This window comes from Acidovorax sp. GW821-FHT10E03, assembly GCF_059415205.1.
Genome location: NZ_JBWKMU010000010.1, coordinates 145,386 through 162,171 on the forward strand (window position 1 = coordinate 145,386; position 16,786 = coordinate 162,171).

The following is a 16,786-nucleotide window of genomic DNA, read 5'->3' on the forward strand; positions in this document are numbered from 1 at the left end:
TTGCAGGAATCCTGCCACGCGCCTGTGCTCCAATCGCAGGCACCATGCCCCACACACCTTCCCTCCTGATCTTCGCCGGCAGCACGCGCCAGCAATCCTTCAACCGCAAACTGGCCCACGCCACCGCCGCCATCGCACGCGACGCGGGCGCCACGGTCACGCTGCTGGAGCTGTCGGACTTCGACATCCCGCTGTACAACGCCGACCTCGAAGCCCAGGGCACACCGGCGGACGTGATCCGGCTCAAGGAGATCCTGTGGCAGCACCCCGCCTGGGTCATCTGCTCGCCCGAGTACAACGGCAGCTACACCGCCCTGCTCAAGAACACCATCGACTGGGCCTCCAGCCCGGTCAAAGGCAACCCCGACTGGCAGGACGGCGGCAAGAGTTTTCGCGGCAAGGTGGTGGGCATGCTCAGCGCCTCGCCCGGCGCCCTGGGCGGCCTGCGCTCGCAAAGCCACCTGGCGCCCCTGCTCATCAACGCCGAATGCTGGCTGGCACCCAAGGCGTTTGCGCTGGGCTCGGCCGGCAGCGCATTCGACGACGGCGGCGCTCTCATCCAGCAAGCCCACCGCGACCGCGTGCGCGCCGTGGTGGACCAGGTGCTGTGGGCATCCAGCCGCCTGCACGGCGATGCTGCCGCTGGCCAGTGAACGCCAAAATTTGAATCAAATTGGCCTCTAGCGCTTTATTCATAAGCGCTAGCAGCTATATAAATAATAGTAACCACCCATGAACTGCCGCCCCGGCTGCGGCGCCTGCTGCACCGCCCCCTCCATCAGCTCGCCCATCCCGGGCATGCCCCAGGGCAAACCGGCGGGGGTGCGGTGCATTCAGCTGGGGGACGGTGCGCGCTGCCTCATTTTTGGGCAACCCGAGCGGCCGGCGGTGTGCGGGGGGCTGATGCCGTCGGCCGAGATGTGTGGCACCAGCACGGAGCAGGCCATGGGTTTCCTGGCGCGGCTGGAGCGGCTGACGGAGCCCGGGAGCGTGGGCGAACCGGCGGGGTGACCGGCGGTCCTCCCGATGGGTCCGCGCCCGCTACTTCATCGAGTGCAGCCCGACCTTGTTGCCCTCGGTGTCCATGAAGTGGGCAAAGAAGCCGAAGTCGTTGCCAATCTCCGTCTTCGGCACCACCACCGCCCCACCCGCCGGCTCCACGCGCGCCAGCAGGGGGGCCAGGTCCTCGCCGCCATTGAGGTACACCATCGTCCCGTTCTGCGAGGGTACGCTGCCCTCCGCCTGCACGAGGGCACCGCCCACGGCGGCGGGGTCGGAGGACAACATCCCCATTTTGGTCGGGCCCATTTCCATGGGCGCGATGGTGATGCCCAGCACCGTCTCGTAGAAAGTCTTGGCGCGGGTGAAGTCGGTCACGGGGATCTCGAACCAGTTCAATGCATGGGCCATGCTGCGCTCCTTGGGTTGCGGGATGGAAACCCGCACTGTGAACCATCGCGCAGCCCGGCGCAATGACGGCCCCGCCAGGGCGCCGCAGGCCTTTCCGCGGGCCGTCCCTTCCCCGTCACGGGCCCCGCGCGGGGGTTGCCTGCGCACGCCCGGTTGCGTACAACACGGTCATTCCCGCAGCCTTCGGTTCTGCTCAAAAATGCCTCCAGCGCTTTACCGACAAGCGCCAATAGCTATCAAAATAAAAGCAACCAAGGCCGCCCTGTCACACCACCGCTGCCTCCAACGTCTATGCAGGACCACGGAACAGTCTTCCCACACGCTCCTGCCTGCCGCACGCCACCCGACACCGCCATGACCACGAACCCCGCACCCACCGCCACCGACCCCTTCACCACCCTGCGCCCCCGCCTGTTCGGCATTGCCTACCGCATGCTGGGCGTGCGCGCCGATGCCGAGGACGTACTGCAGGACGCCTGGCTGCGCTGGAGCCGCCAGGATGTGGCCGTGCTGCAATCGGCCGAGGCCTGGCTGGTGACGGTGGTCACGCGGCTGGCCATCGACCGGCTGCGCGTGCTGAAGGCCGAGCGCGAGGCCTACGTGGGCTGGTGGCTGCCCGAGCCGCTGGTGGAGCTGCACCACCACCACGGCGACGCACCGCACCACCACGACACCCCCGAGGCGGCCGCCGAGCTGGCGGGCGAGCTGTCGGTGGCATTCATGTACGTGCTGGAGCGCCTGGGGCCGGAGGAGCGCGCGGCCTTTTTGCTGCGCCAGGTGTTCGACTACGACTACCCCGAGATCGCCGCGCAGCTGGGCAAGAGCGAGGCCAGCTGCCGCCAGATGGTGCACCGCGCCAGCGAGCGCGTGCAGCAGGCGCGCACCCGGTTCGAGGTGCCGCAGGCCGTGCACCACCAGCTGCTGCAGCGCTTCATGCGGGCCGCCCAAAGCGGCGATCGCAACGCCATCGAGGCGCTGCTCAGCGAAGACGCGCAGCTGATTGGCGACGGCGGCGGCAAGGTGCCATCCTTTCCCAAGCCGCTGGTGGGGCCGTTCCGCATCGCCAACCTGTACTGGGCGCAGTTCCGCCGCCTGGGCGCGTTGGTGGTCTACCGCATGGCGCTCCTCAACGGCGAACCCGGCCTGCTGCGCTACGTGGACGGCCGCATCGAATCGGCGCAGGCGTTCGTGACGGACGGCGAGCGCATCGTGGCCATCTATGCCGTGCGCAACCCGGACAAGCTGGCGGGCATCCCGGACACGCTGGGGTGACGCGCTGAGGTTTTTTCGGGGCACCGTGTCACAGCGGCAGACCCGGCCACGTCTAACCAGTATGAAAGGCAGCAGCAGCAACACCACCGCAGCCTTCATGCCCAACGTTTTCAACCCCAGGCCATTGCCACTTACACCCAAGGATCTGCCATGCCATCGACCACCCAGCACACCGCCCGCCTGCCCTACCACAAGCTGTCTTCCAAGGCCTTCATGGGCCTGGTGAGCCTGTCGGAAACCCTCAAGAAGGGACCGCTGGGCGCGCGCCTGGCCGAACTCGTCTTCCTGCGCGTCTCACAGATCAACGGCTGCGCGTACTGCATGGACATGCACTGGACCTACCTGGTCAAGGACGGCATGGAGCCGCGCCACCTGAACGCCGTGGCCGGCTGGCGCGAGGCGCCGTTCTTCGGCGAGCGTGAACGCGCCGCCCTGCGCTGGGCCGAGATCATCACCGCCACGCCCCACAGCGATGCGAGCGACGAGGAATTCGCGAAGCTGCAGGCGGTGTTCAACGAGACCGAAATCTCCGAACTGGGCTTTGCGATTGCCGTGATCAACGCCTGGAACCTGGTGAACGCCGGGATGCGCGCCCCGATCCCGGAAGCGGGCTGAAGCGTCCTCCCACGCGCCGCAGGGGCGGGCCTGGCGCGCGGGAGAGGGTTTCGGCCCCCACAACCCCTCTCCCGTGCGCAACTGCGGATTGACGCCGCAGTCCCGGTCGCTCAAACTCAAGTGTTTCCATGGGTAACTGGTGTCGCAAAGATGCCTTACCGGCCTTCCCGTGCGCTTCCACCCGCTTTTGAGACCACCGCCATGAACTTCCTGCACCGAACCGCGATGGCCCTGATGGCGAGCCTCGTCGGCGCCACCTGCGCCGCGCAGGCTCCCGCTGCGTCCATCACCACGACACGCCAGAGCGAGCGCATCACCTGGACCGCCAACGCACCCCACGGCGCGGGCAAGTTGCGGCTGGCACGCCCCGACGGCACCGTCACCGACATGGCGTTCCCACGCGCCCCGATCGTGCTCGAGCCCCAGCGGGCGGGCCTGGCCGACGGACGCTATTTCTATGAGCTGAGCCTGGATCCCCCGCTCGTCATGGACCCCGCGCTGGCCCAGGCCACCCTGCACCAGCGCATCGTTTCCGGCTCCTTTGTCGTGGCCCAGGGCCAGCTGGTGGTCGGCGGCGCCGAGTCCAGCGCGCCCGTACCACGCCCCAAGTCGGCGGCCACCACGTTCTCCACCAAGGACCAGTTGCTTGCGGACGACCTGATCGTGCAGGGCAGCGTGTGCGCGGGCCTCGACTGCGTCAACAACGAGAACTTCGGTTTTGACACGGTGCGGCTCAAGGGAGCCAATCCCATCATCCATTTCCAGGACACGAGCAATAGCCCGTTTCCCACCAACGACTGGCGGATCAAGGCCAACGACACCGCCTCGGGCGGCGCCTCCTACCTCGCCATCGAGGATGCGACCTCCGGCAACCAGGTCTTCACCGTCAGCGCCGGGGCCCCCACCAACAGCCTCTACGTCAGCTCCGGCGGCGACCTGGGCCTGCGCACCGCCACGCCGGTGCTGGACGTGCACGCCCTGACGGGCGACACGCCCGGGCTCCGCCTGGAACAGACCTCGGCGGGCGGCTTCACGGCGCAGACCTGGGACATCGCTTCCAACGAGGCCAACTTCTTCGTGCGCGACCTCACAGGCGGCTCGCGCCTGCCGCTGCGCATCCGCCCTGGAGCGCCCACCAGCAGCCTGGACATTGCCGCATCGGGCAACGTTGGCCTGGGCACCGCATCGCCGTCCGCCGCGCTGCATGTGCTGCGCAACGACGGCACCGCCCAGGTTCTGGTGCAGGAGACCAACAGCACAGCCGCCCCGCGCACCCTGCTGAACCTGGCCAACAACGGCCCCGCCACGCTGCGCTTCACCACGGCACCGGCCACCGGCTGGGACATGACCTCCGGCACGGCCCTCACCCTGGCCACGCAGGGCGCGGGCACACCGCAGTTCACGCTGGCGGCCAACGGCAACCTGGCCATCACCGGCACGCTGAGCACCGGCTCCAGCCGCACGCTCAAGACGGGCATCGAACCCGTCAACGGCACCACCCTGCTGGAAAAAGTGCTGAGCCTGCCGCTCTACCACTGGCGCTACAAGTCCAGCCCCGCGCAGGAGCGCCACGTCGGCCCCATGGCCGAGGACTTCCGCAAGATCTTCCAGCTCGGGCAGGACGACAGGAGCCTGGCCCCCGGCGACCTCGCGGGCGTGACCCTGGGCGCCGTGCAGGCGCTGGCCCGCAAGGTGACCGAACGCGAAGCCGACATCGCCGCGATCAGGGCCCGCATCTCCCTGCTGGAAGCGCAGATGGCGGCCCCCGCCAAGCCCGCGCGCTAAGAGGGTGCCAGCCATGCCACACCACCCCAACGCCTTCCTGGACAGGCCGCAGCCGCGCGCCACGGCCTTGCTGATGATGGCCACCGCGCTCGCAGCGTTGCTGCTGTGCCAGAGCGTGCAGGCACAACAACCAGGCGACGCCGCCGGTGCCGCCGCGATCACGTCCCGCCTGCAGGCCCAGCGGCTGGAATGGACCCCCGCCGCGCCCCATGGCCGCGCCGTGCTGCGCATCGCGCGCGACGGCGGCATGCCCCAGGACTTCGTGCTGCGCAGCCCGCTGGTGTTCTCGCTGCAGGACACCCCCCTGCCCGACGGGCACTACACCTACGAGCTGACGCTCGCCCCCACCACCAGCGCCGTGCGGCACGACGACGCCACGGCGGCCCTGGTCCCGTCCGCACCCTCGGGCGCCGGCGGTGCCATGCTCAGCGGCAGCGTGTCCGTGGCGGGCGGCGCTTTCGTGTTGCCACCGCAGGTGCCGCCCCGGGGCGAGGTCGGCGCGGCAGACAGCGGCAGCGACAGCGCCACTACGCCTTCCACCCGCTCCACCCTGGCCAGCGCAAGCACGCGCATGGTGGCCAAGGACCAGCTGGTCAGCGACGACCACATCATCCAGGGCAGCGTCTGCGCGGGATTTGACTGCGCCATCAACGAGGGCTTTGGCGACGACACCCTGCGGCTGAAGGAAAACAACCTGCGCATCGGGTTTCAGGACACCCGCGTTGCACCGTTTCCCAGCAATGACTGGACGCTGGTCGCCAATGACAGTGCCAGCGGCGGAGCCAGCTTCATGGGCATCGAGGATGTCACGGGTGCCAAGTTCCCCGTGCGCTGGCTGGCCGGAGCGCCGGCCAACAGCCTGTACGTGAGCCCGCAGGGTCGCGTGGGGATACGCACGGCCGTGCCCGTGCTGGACCTGCATGTGGTGTCCACCGACACACCGGGGTTGCGGCAGGAGCAGAGCAACGTCAGCGGCTTCACGGCCCAGACCTGGGACATTGCCGGCAACGAGGCCAATTTCTTCGTGCGCGACGTCACGGGCGGCTCGCGCCTGCCCCTGCGCATTCGCCCCGGGGCTCCACACTCCAGCCTCGACATCGCCGGCAATGGCAACGTCGGCATGGGGACTCCGCGCCCCATGGCATCCCTGACCCTGCGGCGCGCCGACGGCTCCGGCAGCCTGCTGGTCGACAACACGGCGGGCGCTGCCCTGGCCCCGCGCGTGCAGATGGAACTGCAGAACAACGGCGCCATCGCCGCGCGCCTTGCGCACGGCACCGGCACGGCGTACTGGACCCAGCATGCCACCGCCACCGCCGTGGGCCTGGCCCCCAGCGGCAGCGGCAGCAACGCGCTGTCGGTGCAGTCGAATGGCGGCCTGATGGTGGCCGGCACGCTCAGCCAGGGCTCCAGCCGCACGCTCAAGCACGACATCACCGCTGCACCGGTCCACGCGATCCTGGGCGAGGTGGCGCAACTGCCGCTGTATGCGTGGCGCTACCTGAGCGACCTCAACGCCAGCCTGCACCTGGGCCCCATGGCCGAAGACGTGCACCACCGCTTCAAGGTGGGCGAAAGCCCCCGTACGCTCGCGCCCAGCGATGTCGCCGGCCTCGCGGCCGCCACGGTCCAGGCCCTGCACCAGAAGCTGGCCGCCAAGGATGAGGAACTCCTGGCCCTGGCGGAACGCCTTTCGGCCCTGGAGCAGCAGCTTGCGCGCAAGCGCGGAGGCGCGCGATGATGGCCCGTGCAGCGCGGGCTGCAGCCACCTGGTGCCGGCACCTCCTCGCGGGAGCGGGCGCCGCCGGCCTGCTGCTGTGGGGTGCCGCAGCAGGCGCCCAGAGCATCAACGTCACACCTTCCACCATTCCCGTGCCGGTGCAGGGCGTGCCCTACAGCGTGACCTTCGTGGGCAGCAATGGTGTGGCGCCGTACCAGTTCCTGGTCAGCACCGGCATGCTGCCCGCCGGCCTGAGCCTGTCGGCCGGGGGCGCCCTCACGGGCACCCCCACCACCGCAGCGGCGTACAGCTTCACCATCACGGTGTCCGACTTCCTGGGCCGCGAGCTGGACCTGACAGGCTCGGGCGCCGTGGCCAGTGCGCTGGTCATCACCCCGCCACCCATGCTGGTGCCTGGCACGCCGTACAGCGGGCAGATCACGGTGGCGGGTGGAACCGGCCCCTACACGTTCGCGGTGAGTTCCGGCAGCCTGCCGCCCGGCATGTCCCTGAGCGCCAGCGGCGTGCTGAGCGGAACCCCCACCACCCCCGGCAGCTATTCGCTGGTGGTCGTGGTCACGGATTCCAACGGCCTGTCGTCGACGCTCACGTTGAACATCACCGTGGCCGGAGCGGCCCAGATTCCCGTGGATGCCCCCTGGGCGCTGGCCATCGCGGCGCTGGGACTCGGTTGGCTGGGGCGGCGCCAGATCCGGCGGCAGCAACACCTGCGCTGACGATGCTGCACGGAAAAAGGCCCCGCATGCGGGGCCTTTGCCTTCCTGAAGGGAAAACGCGCACGCAAAGCGATCCATGGGGGCCGTGTGTAGCCTGCCTGACAGTCCCGCGCCCCGCATCGTTCTACATTGGGGTCTCCCACCATCCCCAACGCGGAGACAAGCCCATGCTCAACATCCCTTCCCTGCAAGACAGCGTCAGCCCCGAAGAATGGCAGCTGCGCTGCGACCTGGCGGCCTGCTACCGGCTCGTGGCGCTGTACGGCTGGAGCGACCTGGTCTTCACGCACATCAGCGCCAAGCTGCCCGAGTCGGTGTCCGGTCCGGAGCACCACTTCCTCATCAACCCCTACGGCCTCATGTTCGACGAGATCACCGCGTCGAGCCTCATCAAGGTGGACATGCAGTGCAACAAGCTGCACGACTCGCCCTTTCCCGTGAACCCGGCGGGCTTCGTGATCCACAGCGCCGTGCACGAGGCCCGGCCCGAGGCGGGGTGCGTGCTGCACACCCACACGCGCGCCGGCGTGGCCGTGAGCGCGCAACAGGGCGGCGTGCTGCCCATCAGCCAGCAGAGCACCTTCGTGCTGGGCTCGCTGGCGTACCACGAGTACGAGGGCGTGGCCTTTCGCGACGAGGAAAAGCCGCGCCTGCAGGCCGACCTGGGCGAGGCCAACTTCCTCATGCTGCGCAACCACGGCCTGCTCACCGTGGGCAGGACGATCGCCGATGCCTTCCTGTCGATGTACACCTTCGAGAACACCTGCCGCATCCAGATCGACGCGCAGGCCGGCGGCGCGCTGACCTCGGTGAACCCGCAGATCGTGAGCGGCGTGGCCCAGGCCATGCGGGTGCAGACAGGCGGGCTGGGCGGTGCGTTTGCATGGCCCGCGCTGCTGCGCAAGGTGCAGCGCGACATGCCCGGCCACGACGTCTGAGGCGCCGTGGCGCGAGGGGGCGCGGGGCCGTGCCCCCGTGCCAGCAGAAAGACGGTGCAGCGCATAGCATCGGAGGGTTCCCACTTTTCACGAGGATCCGTCCATGAAGCTCTACTACTCCCCCGGCGCCTGCTCGCTCTCCCCGCACATCGCACTGCACGAGGCCGGCCTGGCCTACACGCCCGTGCTGGCCAGCACCAAGACGCACAAGCTGCAGGACGGCTCCGACTACTACGGCATCAACCCGCTGGGCTATGTGCCGATGCTGGAACTGGACGACGGCACGCGGCTGCGCGAAGGCCCCGCCATCGTGCAATACATCGCCGACCAGGTGCCCCTCAAGATGCTGGCCCCCCAGAACGGCACGCTGCAGCGCTACCGCCTGCAGGAATGGCTCACCTTCATCGGCATGGAACTGCACCGCGGCTTCACCCCGCTCTTCAATCCCGCCACGCCCGAGGAATACAAGGTGATGGCGCGCGACAGGCTGCTGCAGCGCCTGCAGTGGGTGGACGGCCAGCTCGCCGGCAAGCAGTACGTCATGGGCGACCACTTCACCGTGGCCGACGGCTACCTGTTCACCGTGCAAGGCTGGCACAAGCCCACCGGCATCGATATCTCCAGCCTGGCCAACCTGCAGGCCTACGCCGCCCGCGTGGCGGCCCGCCCCGCCGTGCAGGCCGCCATGAAGGTGGAAGGCCTGCTGAAATAGGGACACCCCCCTGAGGCGCTGCGCGCCTTCCCCCCGCTCTCGCTACGCGGGCAGGGGGACAACGCCCTCGCTGCGGGGCGGCCCCTGCCCGGCGTTCCTGGCCTAGGCCGCGCCAGTATCGATTGGGAGCGCGTAGCGCGGCGCACGGCCAAAACTCCAGATGCGCTAGAGCGGCTTCTGCCGCCACGCCACCAGCGCCCCCAACCACAGCGCGCAGGCCGAGAACACCAGCCCGCGCGCGAGGCCTCCCGGGCCATCGGCGATCCAGCCCACCACCGTGGGCCCCACGATCTGCCCGGCGGCGAACACAATGGTGAAGGCGCTGATGCCGCTGGCCCACAGCACCTGTGGCAGGTTGTGCCGCACCAGGGCGGTGGTCGATGCCACCACCGACAGGAACACGCCGCCAAACAGCAGGCCCGAGGCCAGCACCACCGGCCAGGCCGACGTCAGCGCGGGCAGCACGGTGGCCACGCCCAGCAGCCCGTTGAGCAGGCCCAGCGCCTGGCCGCCACGGCTGCGGTCCAGCAGCCCCGCCCAGATGCGCGACGACAGCACCACCGCCAGCCCCAGCAGCGCATAGAACCAGGTCACCGCCGTGCCGCTGGCGCCTTGCTCGCGCAGCAGCGCCACGACGAAGGTCATGTAGCCGATGTAGCCCACGCCGAACAGGCCGTAGCCCAGCAGCGCGGGCGCCAGCGCACGCCAGCGCACCCGGGCGGGCGGCGGCACCACATTGAAGGCCCGGGGGGCATCCGCGGGCACCGCCAGCCCGCGCAGCACACGCGCGGGCCACCACAGGGCCGCCGTCGCGGCCATGCAGGCCAGCGCCAGCGCCCACCAGGCCCACGTCCAGGCATGCGGGGACGGCGCCGCCGCCAGCACGGCGGGCACGAGCACGGCCGACAGGCTGATGCCCCAGCCCGTGCCCCCGTAGTACAGCCCCAGCAGCAGGCCGCTGCGCCCCGGCTCCTGCGCCCCCAGGCGCGCGGCGAGCAGGCCGCCGGCAATGAACACGAGCGCGCTCGCCCCGCCGGCCAGCAGGCGCTGCAGCAGGAGCGGCACCGCCTCGGTGAAAAAACCGCAGAGCCCCATGAACACGGTGGCCAGCACCGCGCCGGCCAACAGCACGGCCCCGGGTGCGGCACGCCGCAGCAGCCAGGGCGTGGCCAGCGCGCCGACCAGGTAGCCCAGCGCATTCACGGTGTTCATCGCGCCCGCGAGGGTGTAGGACCAGCCCAGGTCCTCCCGCATGGGCGGCAGCAGCAGCGCGTACGCAAAGCGCGTGATGCCGAGCGACACCGCCGCCCCCATCGACAGCGCCACGGCCAGCCACAGCGCGGGCACGGGGCGGGGGGAAGGATGGCGGGGCGGCATGGCGTTTGATTCTGCCCCAGGCCGCGCCAGCGCGCCGCGGCCCCCCGCACACCGCCGGCCAGCCCCGGATAGCACAAAACCAGAGCCCTTGTTGACGCATGTGCGCTGCACGTTTTGCGCTGCAGCATTAACCTTCCGGGGTTGATCGATTGTGTGCAACCCGTTTTTGAAAGCCCCGCATGCCTTTTCTGTCCGACCCCGTCCAAGCCGGTGACCTGCAGCTGGCCAACCGCATCGCCATGGCACCGCTCACGCGCAACCGCTCGCCCAACGCCGTGCCCACCGACCTCGTGGCCACCTACTACACGCAGCGCGCCAGCGCCGGCCTGCTGATTTCCGAGGCCACCGCCATCAGCCACCAGGGACAGGGCTACGCCGACGTGCCCGGCCTGTATGCGCCCGAGCAGATCGCCGGCTGGAAGAAGGTCACTTCGTCCGTGCACGCGGCGGGCGGCAAGATCGTGGTGCAGCTGTGGCATGTGGGCCGTGTCTCGCACACCGACCTGCAGCCGGGCCATGCCGCGCCCGTGGCCCCGTCGGCGATCCAGGCCAAGACCAAGACCGTGCTCATCAAGGACGGCGTGCCCACGTTCACCCAGACCTCGGAGCCCCGCGCGCTCGAGATCGCCGAGATCCCCGGCATCGTGGCCGACTACCGCCGTGCCGCCCGCGCTGCCATCGAAGCCGGCTTCGACGGCGTCGAGGTGCACGCCGCCAACGGCTACCTGATCGATCAGTTCCTCAAGACCAGCGCCAACCACCGCACCGACGCCTATGGCGGCAGCATCGAGAACCGCGCCCGGCTGCTGGTCGAAGTGGTCACCGCCATCACGCAGGAAATCGGTGCCGGCCGCACGGGCATCCGCCTGTCGCCCGTGACGCCCGCCAACGACGTGGTGGACGCGGACCCGCAGCCCCTGTTTGACTACGTGGTGCGCCAGCTCGGCCCGCTGGGCCTTTCCTACATCCACGTGATCGAGGGTGCGACCGGCGGCCCGCGCGAACTGCCCGACCGCCCCTTCGACTACGCGGCCCTGAAGGCGGCCTACCGCGCGGCCGGCGGCCAGGGCGCGTGGATGGTGAACAACGCCTACGACAAGGCGCTGGCGGAAACCGCGCTCGCGAACGGCGCGGACATCGTGGCCTTTGGCCGGCCGTTCATCGCCAACCCCGACCTCGTGCAGCGCCTGGAGCGCGGCGCGCCCCTGAACGAGGTCAACCGCGCCACGCTGTACGGCGGCGGCGCGGAGGGCTACACCGACTACCCCGCCCTGTCGGCCTGAGGCGGGCGCGACGTCAGCCCAACCCGATCGGGCTGGGCGCCCGCATCACGATGCGCGTGAACAGGCGATCGTAGGCGGGGTCCCGCGCCTGGCCGGGCGCCAGCGGGTTGGTATTGCCGGCAAACGCCGCATCGATCGCGGCCCAGTCGCCAGGCTGCAGGCATGCCTGGGCCGCTGGCAAGACCACGGTTTCCTCCAGGCGCATGTGCTCCAGGTAGAAAGCGACATAGCGCCGCAGGGCCTCGGAAAAGGTGTCGCGGCGCGCCTCGCCCATCAGCTCCCAGCCCAGCAGCAGATGCTGCAGCTCGCGCACGGCGGCCTCGCCGCCCGCGTGTTCGCGCTCCAGTTGCGCGATGGCGCCGGCCGCCTCCGGCGAACGCTCGGCCACCTTCGGGAACAGCCATTGCGATTCCTTCGGGTGGTGCTGGCGTTCGGGGAATTCGTCGATGTAGAACAGCATGGCCCGCATCACGTCGAAGAACGCGGCGGGCTCGTCGCCCGGCCCCTGGTCCAGCATCAGGCGCAAGGAATGCAGCACGGCCGCAAGCGACGCATGCTCTTCGTGGATGGTCCGCAGGCTGATCGACGGCATGGCAGTGCTCCCCAGGTCACAAGGCCTCCAGATTGCCATGCAGGCGCCCGCCCGCGCATGACGCAGGTCAACAAACCGTCGGGGACCGGGTGCGCATCGCGCGGCCGGTGCGCCTGCGGCCGCCGCACGCCGGGCATGAAAAAGCCCTGCATGCGCATCCGCCCGCAGGGCCCATTCCGGGTGTGATGGCGCGCGGGCGCCACCGGTTCAATCCATCATCAGCGCGCGAGCAGTGCCCTGGAAGGCTCCCCGGCAAGCGCCTGGTGCTGCGGCGCCTCCACGGGTGCGTGGTGGGCGGCGTGGAGCATGGCGTCGGCCAGGCGGAACTGCTGCACCACCTGCGACAGGCGCGCGGCCTGTTCGCGCATGGACTCGGCCGCCGCCGCGGATTCCTCCACCAGCGCCGCGTTCTGCTGCGTCATGCGGTCGATCTCGCCCACCGACTGGTTCACCTGGCCGATGCCGGCCGACTGCTCCGACGCCGCCGCCGTGATCTCGCCGATGATGTCGCCCACGCGCTGCACGCTGGCCACGATTTCCTTCATGGCCGTGCCCGCATCCTCCACGTGGCGCACGCCCCCGTCCACGGCCGTCACGCTGCTGTGGATCAGGCCCTTGATGTCGCTGGCCGCCGCCGCCGAGCGCTGGGCCAGGCTGCGCACCTCGCTGGCCACCACGGCAAAGCCCCGCCCCTGCTCACCGGCACGCGCGGCTTCCACGGCGGCGTTCAGCGCGAGGATGTTGGTCTGGAAGGCGATGGAATCGATCAGGCCGATGATGTCGCCGATCTTGCGGCTGGAGGCCGAAATCTCCTGCATGCTGGAGACGGCCTGCTGCACCACCGAGCCGCCGCGCGTCGCGGTGCTGGAGGCCGATGCCGCCAGCTGGTTGGCCATCTGCGACGACGACGCGGTCTGCTGCACCGTCGAGGTGAGCTGCGAGAGCGAAGCCACCGCTTCCTGGGCATTGCTCGCCGTCTGCTCGGTGCGTTGCGAGAGGTCCTGGTTGCCCATGGCGATCTCCTGGCTGGCCGTGGCGATGTTGCCGCTGGCGTCCCGCACCTGCGCCACGAGCGCGCCCAGGCCCTGCTGCATGTCGCGCAGCGCGCGCTGCAGGTCGGCCACTTCGTCCTTGCCTTCGGCGGCAATGTTCTGGGACAGGTCCCCCCCGGCAATGGCCTGCGCCATGCGGCGCGCCTCTTCAAGCGGGTGGCAGATCGAGTTCATGTTCATCAGCGTGGTGGGCACCACCACCACCACGGTGATCACCACGGCCAGGACGAAGAGCCACTTGGTCTCGCTGGACACCCGGCCCTGCTGTTCGACCGACTGGGCCACTTCGGCCCGCAGCACGGTATCGAGCTCTCCCACCAGCTTGTCGGCCTGGTCGAACTCGGCCACGGCCTTGCCGCTCATGCGGTTGGCAATCGTGGCGGTGTCGTAGCCGCTGGCTTCCAGCTGCCGGGCCACATGGGCAAACAGCTCGCGGTAGCTGTCCAGCCTGGCGATGATGTTGCGCACCACCACGTTGTCCGCGTCGTCCTCGCCCTCCAGGAACTTCGCGGCGATCTTCTTGGCCTTGTCCTGGCTGGCCAGCCACTTGTCGTGCGCGGCCTTCACGGCTTCCGGCTTCTCGTAGCCAATGATCATGTCCTTCTCGTACTGGCGGACGGAGCCCATCTCGCCGCGCAGCTCCGCCATGTAGCCCACCTTGGCGAAAGAGTTGTCCATGAAGTTCTGGCTCATGTCATGGATGCGGAACATGCCCAGCATGCCCGCGCCGCCCAGCAGGCCCAGCAGGCCCAGCACCACCGCAATGGCCCCCAGCATGCGCATTCGGATGGTGAACTGCCGCATGAACGAGAAGAGATTCATGATGTGTCGTCCTTTTATGGGTATGGAGGGGCCGCGCCTGCATTCGAAGCCACCGGCCTGCAACAAAGCGTTGCAGTTTGCCAGACATCGATGACCGCACTGTACGTATTTATCACATGCGCCAGCGCTTCAGTAAGAGGGCATTCGCCATCACGCTGACCGAGCTCAAGGCCATGGCCGCCCCAGCCACCACGGGGCTCAGGTAGCCCATCGCCGCCAGGGGAATCCCGGCCACGTTGTACGCGAACGCCCAGAACAGGTTCTGGCGGATCTTCATCACCGTGCGGTGGGAGATGTCGAGCGCCGCGGCCACCAGCATCGGGTCGCCCCGCATCAGCGTGATGCCCGCCGCATGCATGGCCACGTCCGTGCCGTTGCCCATGGCCATGCCCACATCGGCCGCCGCCAGCGCCGGGGCGTCGTTCACGCCGTCGCCCACCATCGCGACAATACGGCGCCCGCGCCGCGCCGCTGCGCCGGGTCGCTGCCCTCCGGGAGGGACTTCTTCGCTACCCCGTTGCAACGCGGCCACCCTGGCGGCCTTGTCACCCGGCAATACCTCGGCCATCACCTCACCCGCGTCGGGGTCCAGCCCCAGGCGCCGGGCCATGGCCTCGGCCGCTCCCCGGTTGTCGCCCGAGATCATCACGGTGCGGATGCCACGCGCCTTCAGCGCCGCCAGCGCCGCGCGCGCGCCGGGCTTGGGCTCGTCGCCAAAGGCCATCAAGGCACGCAAGACATAGCGTGCGCCGCTTGCCCCTTCGGTCGCACGCTGGGCCACGGCCGACACGGTGGCGCCCTCGTCCTGCAGCGCCCGGGCGCGCGCCGCCAGGGGGCCCATCTCCACGCCCAGCTCCTGCATCCAGCGCAGGCTGCCCACCAGGTAGCGCTGCCCGGCCACATCGCCCTCGGTGCCGCGACCGGGCACGGCGCGCACATCCTGCGCCGCCGCCACGCGGACCTGCCGCTCGCCCGCGGCCGCCACCACGGCGCGTGCAAGCGGGTGTTCGCTGCCGCTTTGCACCGCCACCACCGCGGCCATCACGGCCGCGTCGTCCAGGCCGGGCACCACCTCGAACGCCGTCAGCCGGGGCTGGCCCACGGTCAGCGTGCCCGTCTTGTCGAAGGCCACCGTGTCCACCTTGTGGGCCAGCTCCAGCGCCTGCGCGTCCTTGATCAAAATGCCGTTCCTGGCCGCCACCCCCGTGCCCGCCATGATGGCCGCCGGCGTGGCCAGGCCCAGCGCACAGGGGCAGGCGATCACCATCACGGCCACGGCGTGGATCAGCGCGGCCTCGATGCCCACGCCCATCCACAGCCAGCCCAGCAGCGTGGCCAGGGCCACCACCAGCACCACGGGCACGAACACGGCCGACACCTGGTCCACCAGCCGCTGGATGGGCGCCTTGGCCGCCTGGGCGTCTTCCACCAGCCGGATGATCTGGGACAGCACCGTCTCGGCCCCCACCGCGGTCACGGCCATCACGATGCGGCCGTCGCCGTTGATCGAGCCGCCCGTCAGCGCCGCCCCCACATCGCGGGCCACCGGCAGGGGCTCGCCGGTCAGCATGGATTCGTCCACCTGCGTGTGGCCCTCGTGCACCGTGCCGTCCACCGGGATGCGCTCGCCCGGCCGCACCACCAGCTGGTCGCCCACCAGCACCTCGGCCACGGGCACGTCCACCTCGCCCTCCCTGCCCAGGAGGTGCACCAGGTCCGGCCGCAGGGCATGCAGCGCGCGGATGGCGGCCGTGGTCTGGCGCTTGGCGCGCGCCTCCAGCCACTTGCCCAGCAGCACCAGCGTGACCACCACGGCAGAGGCTTCGAAGTACAGGTGCGGCGCATGGCCTTCATGGGCCGTGAGCCACAGCCACACCGACAGGCCCCAGCCCGCGCTGGTGCCCAGGGCCACCAGCAGGTCCATGTTGCCCGCCAGGGCCTTCACCGCATGCCAGCCCGCCTTGTAGAAGCGCGCGCCCAGGACGAACTGCACCGGCGTGGCCAGCGCGAACTGCACCCAGGCCGGGAGCATCCAGTGCAGGCCGAACAGCTCCCCCAGCATGGGCAGCACCAGCGGGGCCGACAGCAGCAGGCCGATGCCCACCGGCAGAAAGCCCGCCCAGGGCGACAGATCCTCGGGCGCCTCGGCCGGCCCCGCGGCGCGCGGCTCATAGCCCGCATTGCGCACGGCGCGGCGCAGCAGCGCCTCCATGGCCTCGGCGTCGGCGGTGGCCGCGCCCGGTGCCCAGGCCACGCGGGCCGACTCGGTGGCGAGGTTCACGGTGGCATCCTGCACGCCGGGCACCTTGCGCAGCGCCCGCTCCACGCGCGCCACGCAGCTGGCACAGGTCATGCCGCCGATGCCCAGATCCAGGGGCGGGAAAGCCATGGGCGTGGCGGAAGGACCGGCGGGAGAGGAAAGGTGTTGTATGGCCATGGGGAGCACGGTACACCTTGACATGATGGCAAGG

At 69.9% G+C, this 16,786-nt stretch carries 15 protein-coding genes; 10 read left to right on the forward strand and 5 right to left on the reverse strand.

Annotated elements, in window-relative coordinates; genetic code table 11:
- Positions 1-44 precede the first annotated feature (44 nt).
- On the forward strand, positions 45-653 hold the full coding sequence (locus AC07OD_RS18805; RefSeq protein ID WP_492246143.1) for an NADPH-dependent FMN reductase: 609 nt from the start codon (positions 45-47) through the stop codon (positions 651-653).
- A gap of 79 nt (positions 654-732) precedes the next feature.
- Positions 733-1,011: a YkgJ family cysteine cluster protein gene (locus AC07OD_RS18810; protein WP_218296417.1), complete on the forward strand. Its 279-nt coding sequence runs from the start codon at positions 733-735 to the stop codon at positions 1,009-1,011.
- Positions 1,012-1,041: 30 nt separating this feature from the next.
- Here the strand turns inward: AC07OD_RS18810 and AC07OD_RS18815 are convergent, their stop codons facing one another.
- Entirely contained in the window at positions 1,042-1,410 is a 369-nt protein-coding gene (locus tag AC07OD_RS18815; protein ID WP_492806757.1) for a VOC family protein, read from the reverse strand.
- Positions 1,411-1,764: 354 nt separating this feature from the next.
- On the opposite strand from AC07OD_RS18815, the gene AC07OD_RS18820 reads away from it, so the two are divergent.
- The 7 genes from AC07OD_RS18820 to gstA all read left to right on the forward strand — a co-directional run bounded on the left by AC07OD_RS18820 (position 1,765) and on the right by gstA (position 9,189).
- A complete protein-coding gene (locus AC07OD_RS18820) occupies positions 1,765-2,682 on the forward strand; it encodes an RNA polymerase sigma-70 factor (protein WP_494597718.1) in 918 nt (305 codons plus the stop codon).
- Positions 2,683-2,832: 150 nt separating this feature from the next.
- Positions 2,833-3,297, forward strand: a complete 465-nt coding sequence (locus AC07OD_RS18825; protein ID WP_218296414.1) for a carboxymuconolactone decarboxylase family protein — start codon at positions 2,833-2,835, stop codon at positions 3,295-3,297.
- A 201-nt stretch (positions 3,298-3,498) separates the two neighbouring features.
- A complete protein-coding gene (locus AC07OD_RS18830) occupies positions 3,499-5,082 on the forward strand; it encodes a tail fiber domain-containing protein (RefSeq protein WP_494597719.1) in 1,584 nt (527 codons plus the stop codon).
- Positions 5,083-5,095: 13 nt separating this feature from the next.
- Positions 5,096-6,823, forward strand: a complete 1,728-nt coding sequence (locus tag AC07OD_RS18835) for a tail fiber domain-containing protein (RefSeq protein ID WP_494597720.1) — start codon at positions 5,096-5,098, stop codon at positions 6,821-6,823.
- Positions 6,820-7,539, forward strand: coding sequence for an Ig domain-containing protein (locus AC07OD_RS18840; RefSeq protein ID WP_494597721.1), 720 nt, complete (start codon positions 6,820-6,822; stop codon positions 7,537-7,539). The genes AC07OD_RS18835 and AC07OD_RS18840 overlap by 4 nt, the downstream gene beginning before the upstream one ends.
- A 167-nt stretch (positions 7,540-7,706) precedes the next feature.
- Complete coding sequence (locus AC07OD_RS18845; protein ID WP_218296410.1) at positions 7,707-8,477, forward strand: class II aldolase/adducin family protein; 771 nt, start codon at positions 7,707-7,709, stop codon at positions 8,475-8,477.
- 103 nt (positions 8,478-8,580) lie between these two features.
- Positions 8,581-9,189, forward strand: coding sequence for a glutathione transferase GstA (gene gstA / locus AC07OD_RS18850; RefSeq protein WP_369640963.1), 609 nt, complete (start codon positions 8,581-8,583; stop codon positions 9,187-9,189).
- A 165-nt stretch (positions 9,190-9,354) separates the two neighbouring features.
- On the opposite strand, the gene AC07OD_RS18855 is transcribed toward gstA, so the two are convergent.
- Positions 9,355-10,566 (reverse strand): YbfB/YjiJ family MFS transporter, encoded by a 1,212-nt coding sequence (locus AC07OD_RS18855; RefSeq protein WP_494597722.1) that lies wholly within the window; start codon positions 10,564-10,566, stop codon positions 9,355-9,357.
- A gap of 179 nt (positions 10,567-10,745) precedes the next feature.
- Here AC07OD_RS18855 and AC07OD_RS18860 point away from each other — a divergent pair, with 179 nt between their 5' ends.
- Complete coding sequence (locus AC07OD_RS18860; RefSeq protein WP_218296407.1) at positions 10,746-11,849, forward strand: alkene reductase; 1,104 nt, start codon at positions 10,746-10,748, stop codon at positions 11,847-11,849.
- A gap of 13 nt (positions 11,850-11,862) precedes the next feature.
- On the opposite strand, the gene AC07OD_RS18865 is transcribed toward AC07OD_RS18860, so the two are convergent.
- From AC07OD_RS18865 to AC07OD_RS18875, 3 genes are all read right to left on the reverse strand, one after another.
- Positions 11,863-12,441, reverse strand: coding sequence for a hemerythrin domain-containing protein (locus tag AC07OD_RS18865; protein WP_218296406.1), 579 nt, complete (start codon positions 12,439-12,441; stop codon positions 11,863-11,865).
- A 218-nt stretch (positions 12,442-12,659) separates the two neighbouring features.
- Complete coding sequence (locus AC07OD_RS18870) at positions 12,660-14,315, reverse strand: methyl-accepting chemotaxis protein (protein WP_218296405.1); 1,656 nt, start codon at positions 14,313-14,315, stop codon at positions 12,660-12,662.
- A 112-nt stretch (positions 14,316-14,427) separates the two neighbouring features.
- Positions 14,428-16,704 carry a heavy metal translocating P-type ATPase gene (locus AC07OD_RS18875; RefSeq protein WP_494597774.1) on the reverse strand — a complete coding sequence of 759 codons (2,277 nt, stop codon included), beginning with the start codon at positions 16,702-16,704 and terminating at the stop codon, positions 14,428-14,430.
- Between the last annotated feature and the right edge of the window lie 82 nt (positions 16,705-16,786).

Excerpts from the sequence above, each read along its gene's own strand:
- AC07OD_RS18805 (WP_492246143.1), top strand. The coding sequence starts at position 45 with ATGCCCCACACACCTTCCCTCCTGATCTTCGCCGGCAGCACGCGCCAG.
- AC07OD_RS18810 (WP_218296417.1), top strand. The coding sequence starts at position 733 with ATGAACTGCCGCCCCGGCTGCGGCGCCTGCTGCACCGCCCCCTCCATC.
- AC07OD_RS18815 (WP_492806757.1), bottom strand. The coding sequence starts at position 1,410 with ATGGCCCATGCATTGAACTGGTTCGAGATCCCCGTGACCGACTTCACC.
- AC07OD_RS18820 (WP_494597718.1), top strand. The coding sequence starts at position 1,765 with ATGACCACGAACCCCGCACCCACCGCCACCGACCCCTTCACCACCCTG.
- AC07OD_RS18825 (WP_218296414.1), top strand. The coding sequence starts at position 2,833 with ATGCCATCGACCACCCAGCACACCGCCCGCCTGCCCTACCACAAGCTG.
- AC07OD_RS18830 (WP_494597719.1), top strand. The coding sequence starts at position 3,499 with ATGAACTTCCTGCACCGAACCGCGATGGCCCTGATGGCGAGCCTCGTC.
- AC07OD_RS18835 (WP_494597720.1), top strand. The coding sequence starts at position 5,096 with ATGCCACACCACCCCAACGCCTTCCTGGACAGGCCGCAGCCGCGCGCC.
- AC07OD_RS18840 (WP_494597721.1), top strand. The coding sequence starts at position 6,820 with ATGATGGCCCGTGCAGCGCGGGCTGCAGCCACCTGGTGCCGGCACCTC.
- AC07OD_RS18845 (WP_218296410.1), top strand. The coding sequence starts at position 7,707 with ATGCTCAACATCCCTTCCCTGCAAGACAGCGTCAGCCCCGAAGAATGG.
- gstA (WP_369640963.1), top strand. The coding sequence starts at position 8,581 with ATGAAGCTCTACTACTCCCCCGGCGCCTGCTCGCTCTCCCCGCACATC.
- AC07OD_RS18855 (WP_494597722.1), bottom strand. The coding sequence starts at position 10,566 with ATGCCGCCCCGCCATCCTTCCCCCCGCCCCGTGCCCGCGCTGTGGCTG.
- AC07OD_RS18860 (WP_218296407.1), top strand. The coding sequence starts at position 10,746 with ATGCCTTTTCTGTCCGACCCCGTCCAAGCCGGTGACCTGCAGCTGGCC.
- AC07OD_RS18865 (WP_218296406.1), bottom strand. The coding sequence starts at position 12,441 with ATGCCGTCGATCAGCCTGCGGACCATCCACGAAGAGCATGCGTCGCTT.
- AC07OD_RS18870 (WP_218296405.1), bottom strand. The coding sequence starts at position 14,315 with ATGAATCTCTTCTCGTTCATGCGGCAGTTCACCATCCGAATGCGCATG.
- AC07OD_RS18875 (WP_494597774.1), bottom strand. The coding sequence starts at position 16,704 with ATGGCTTTCCCGCCCCTGGATCTGGGCATCGGCGGCATGACCTGTGCC.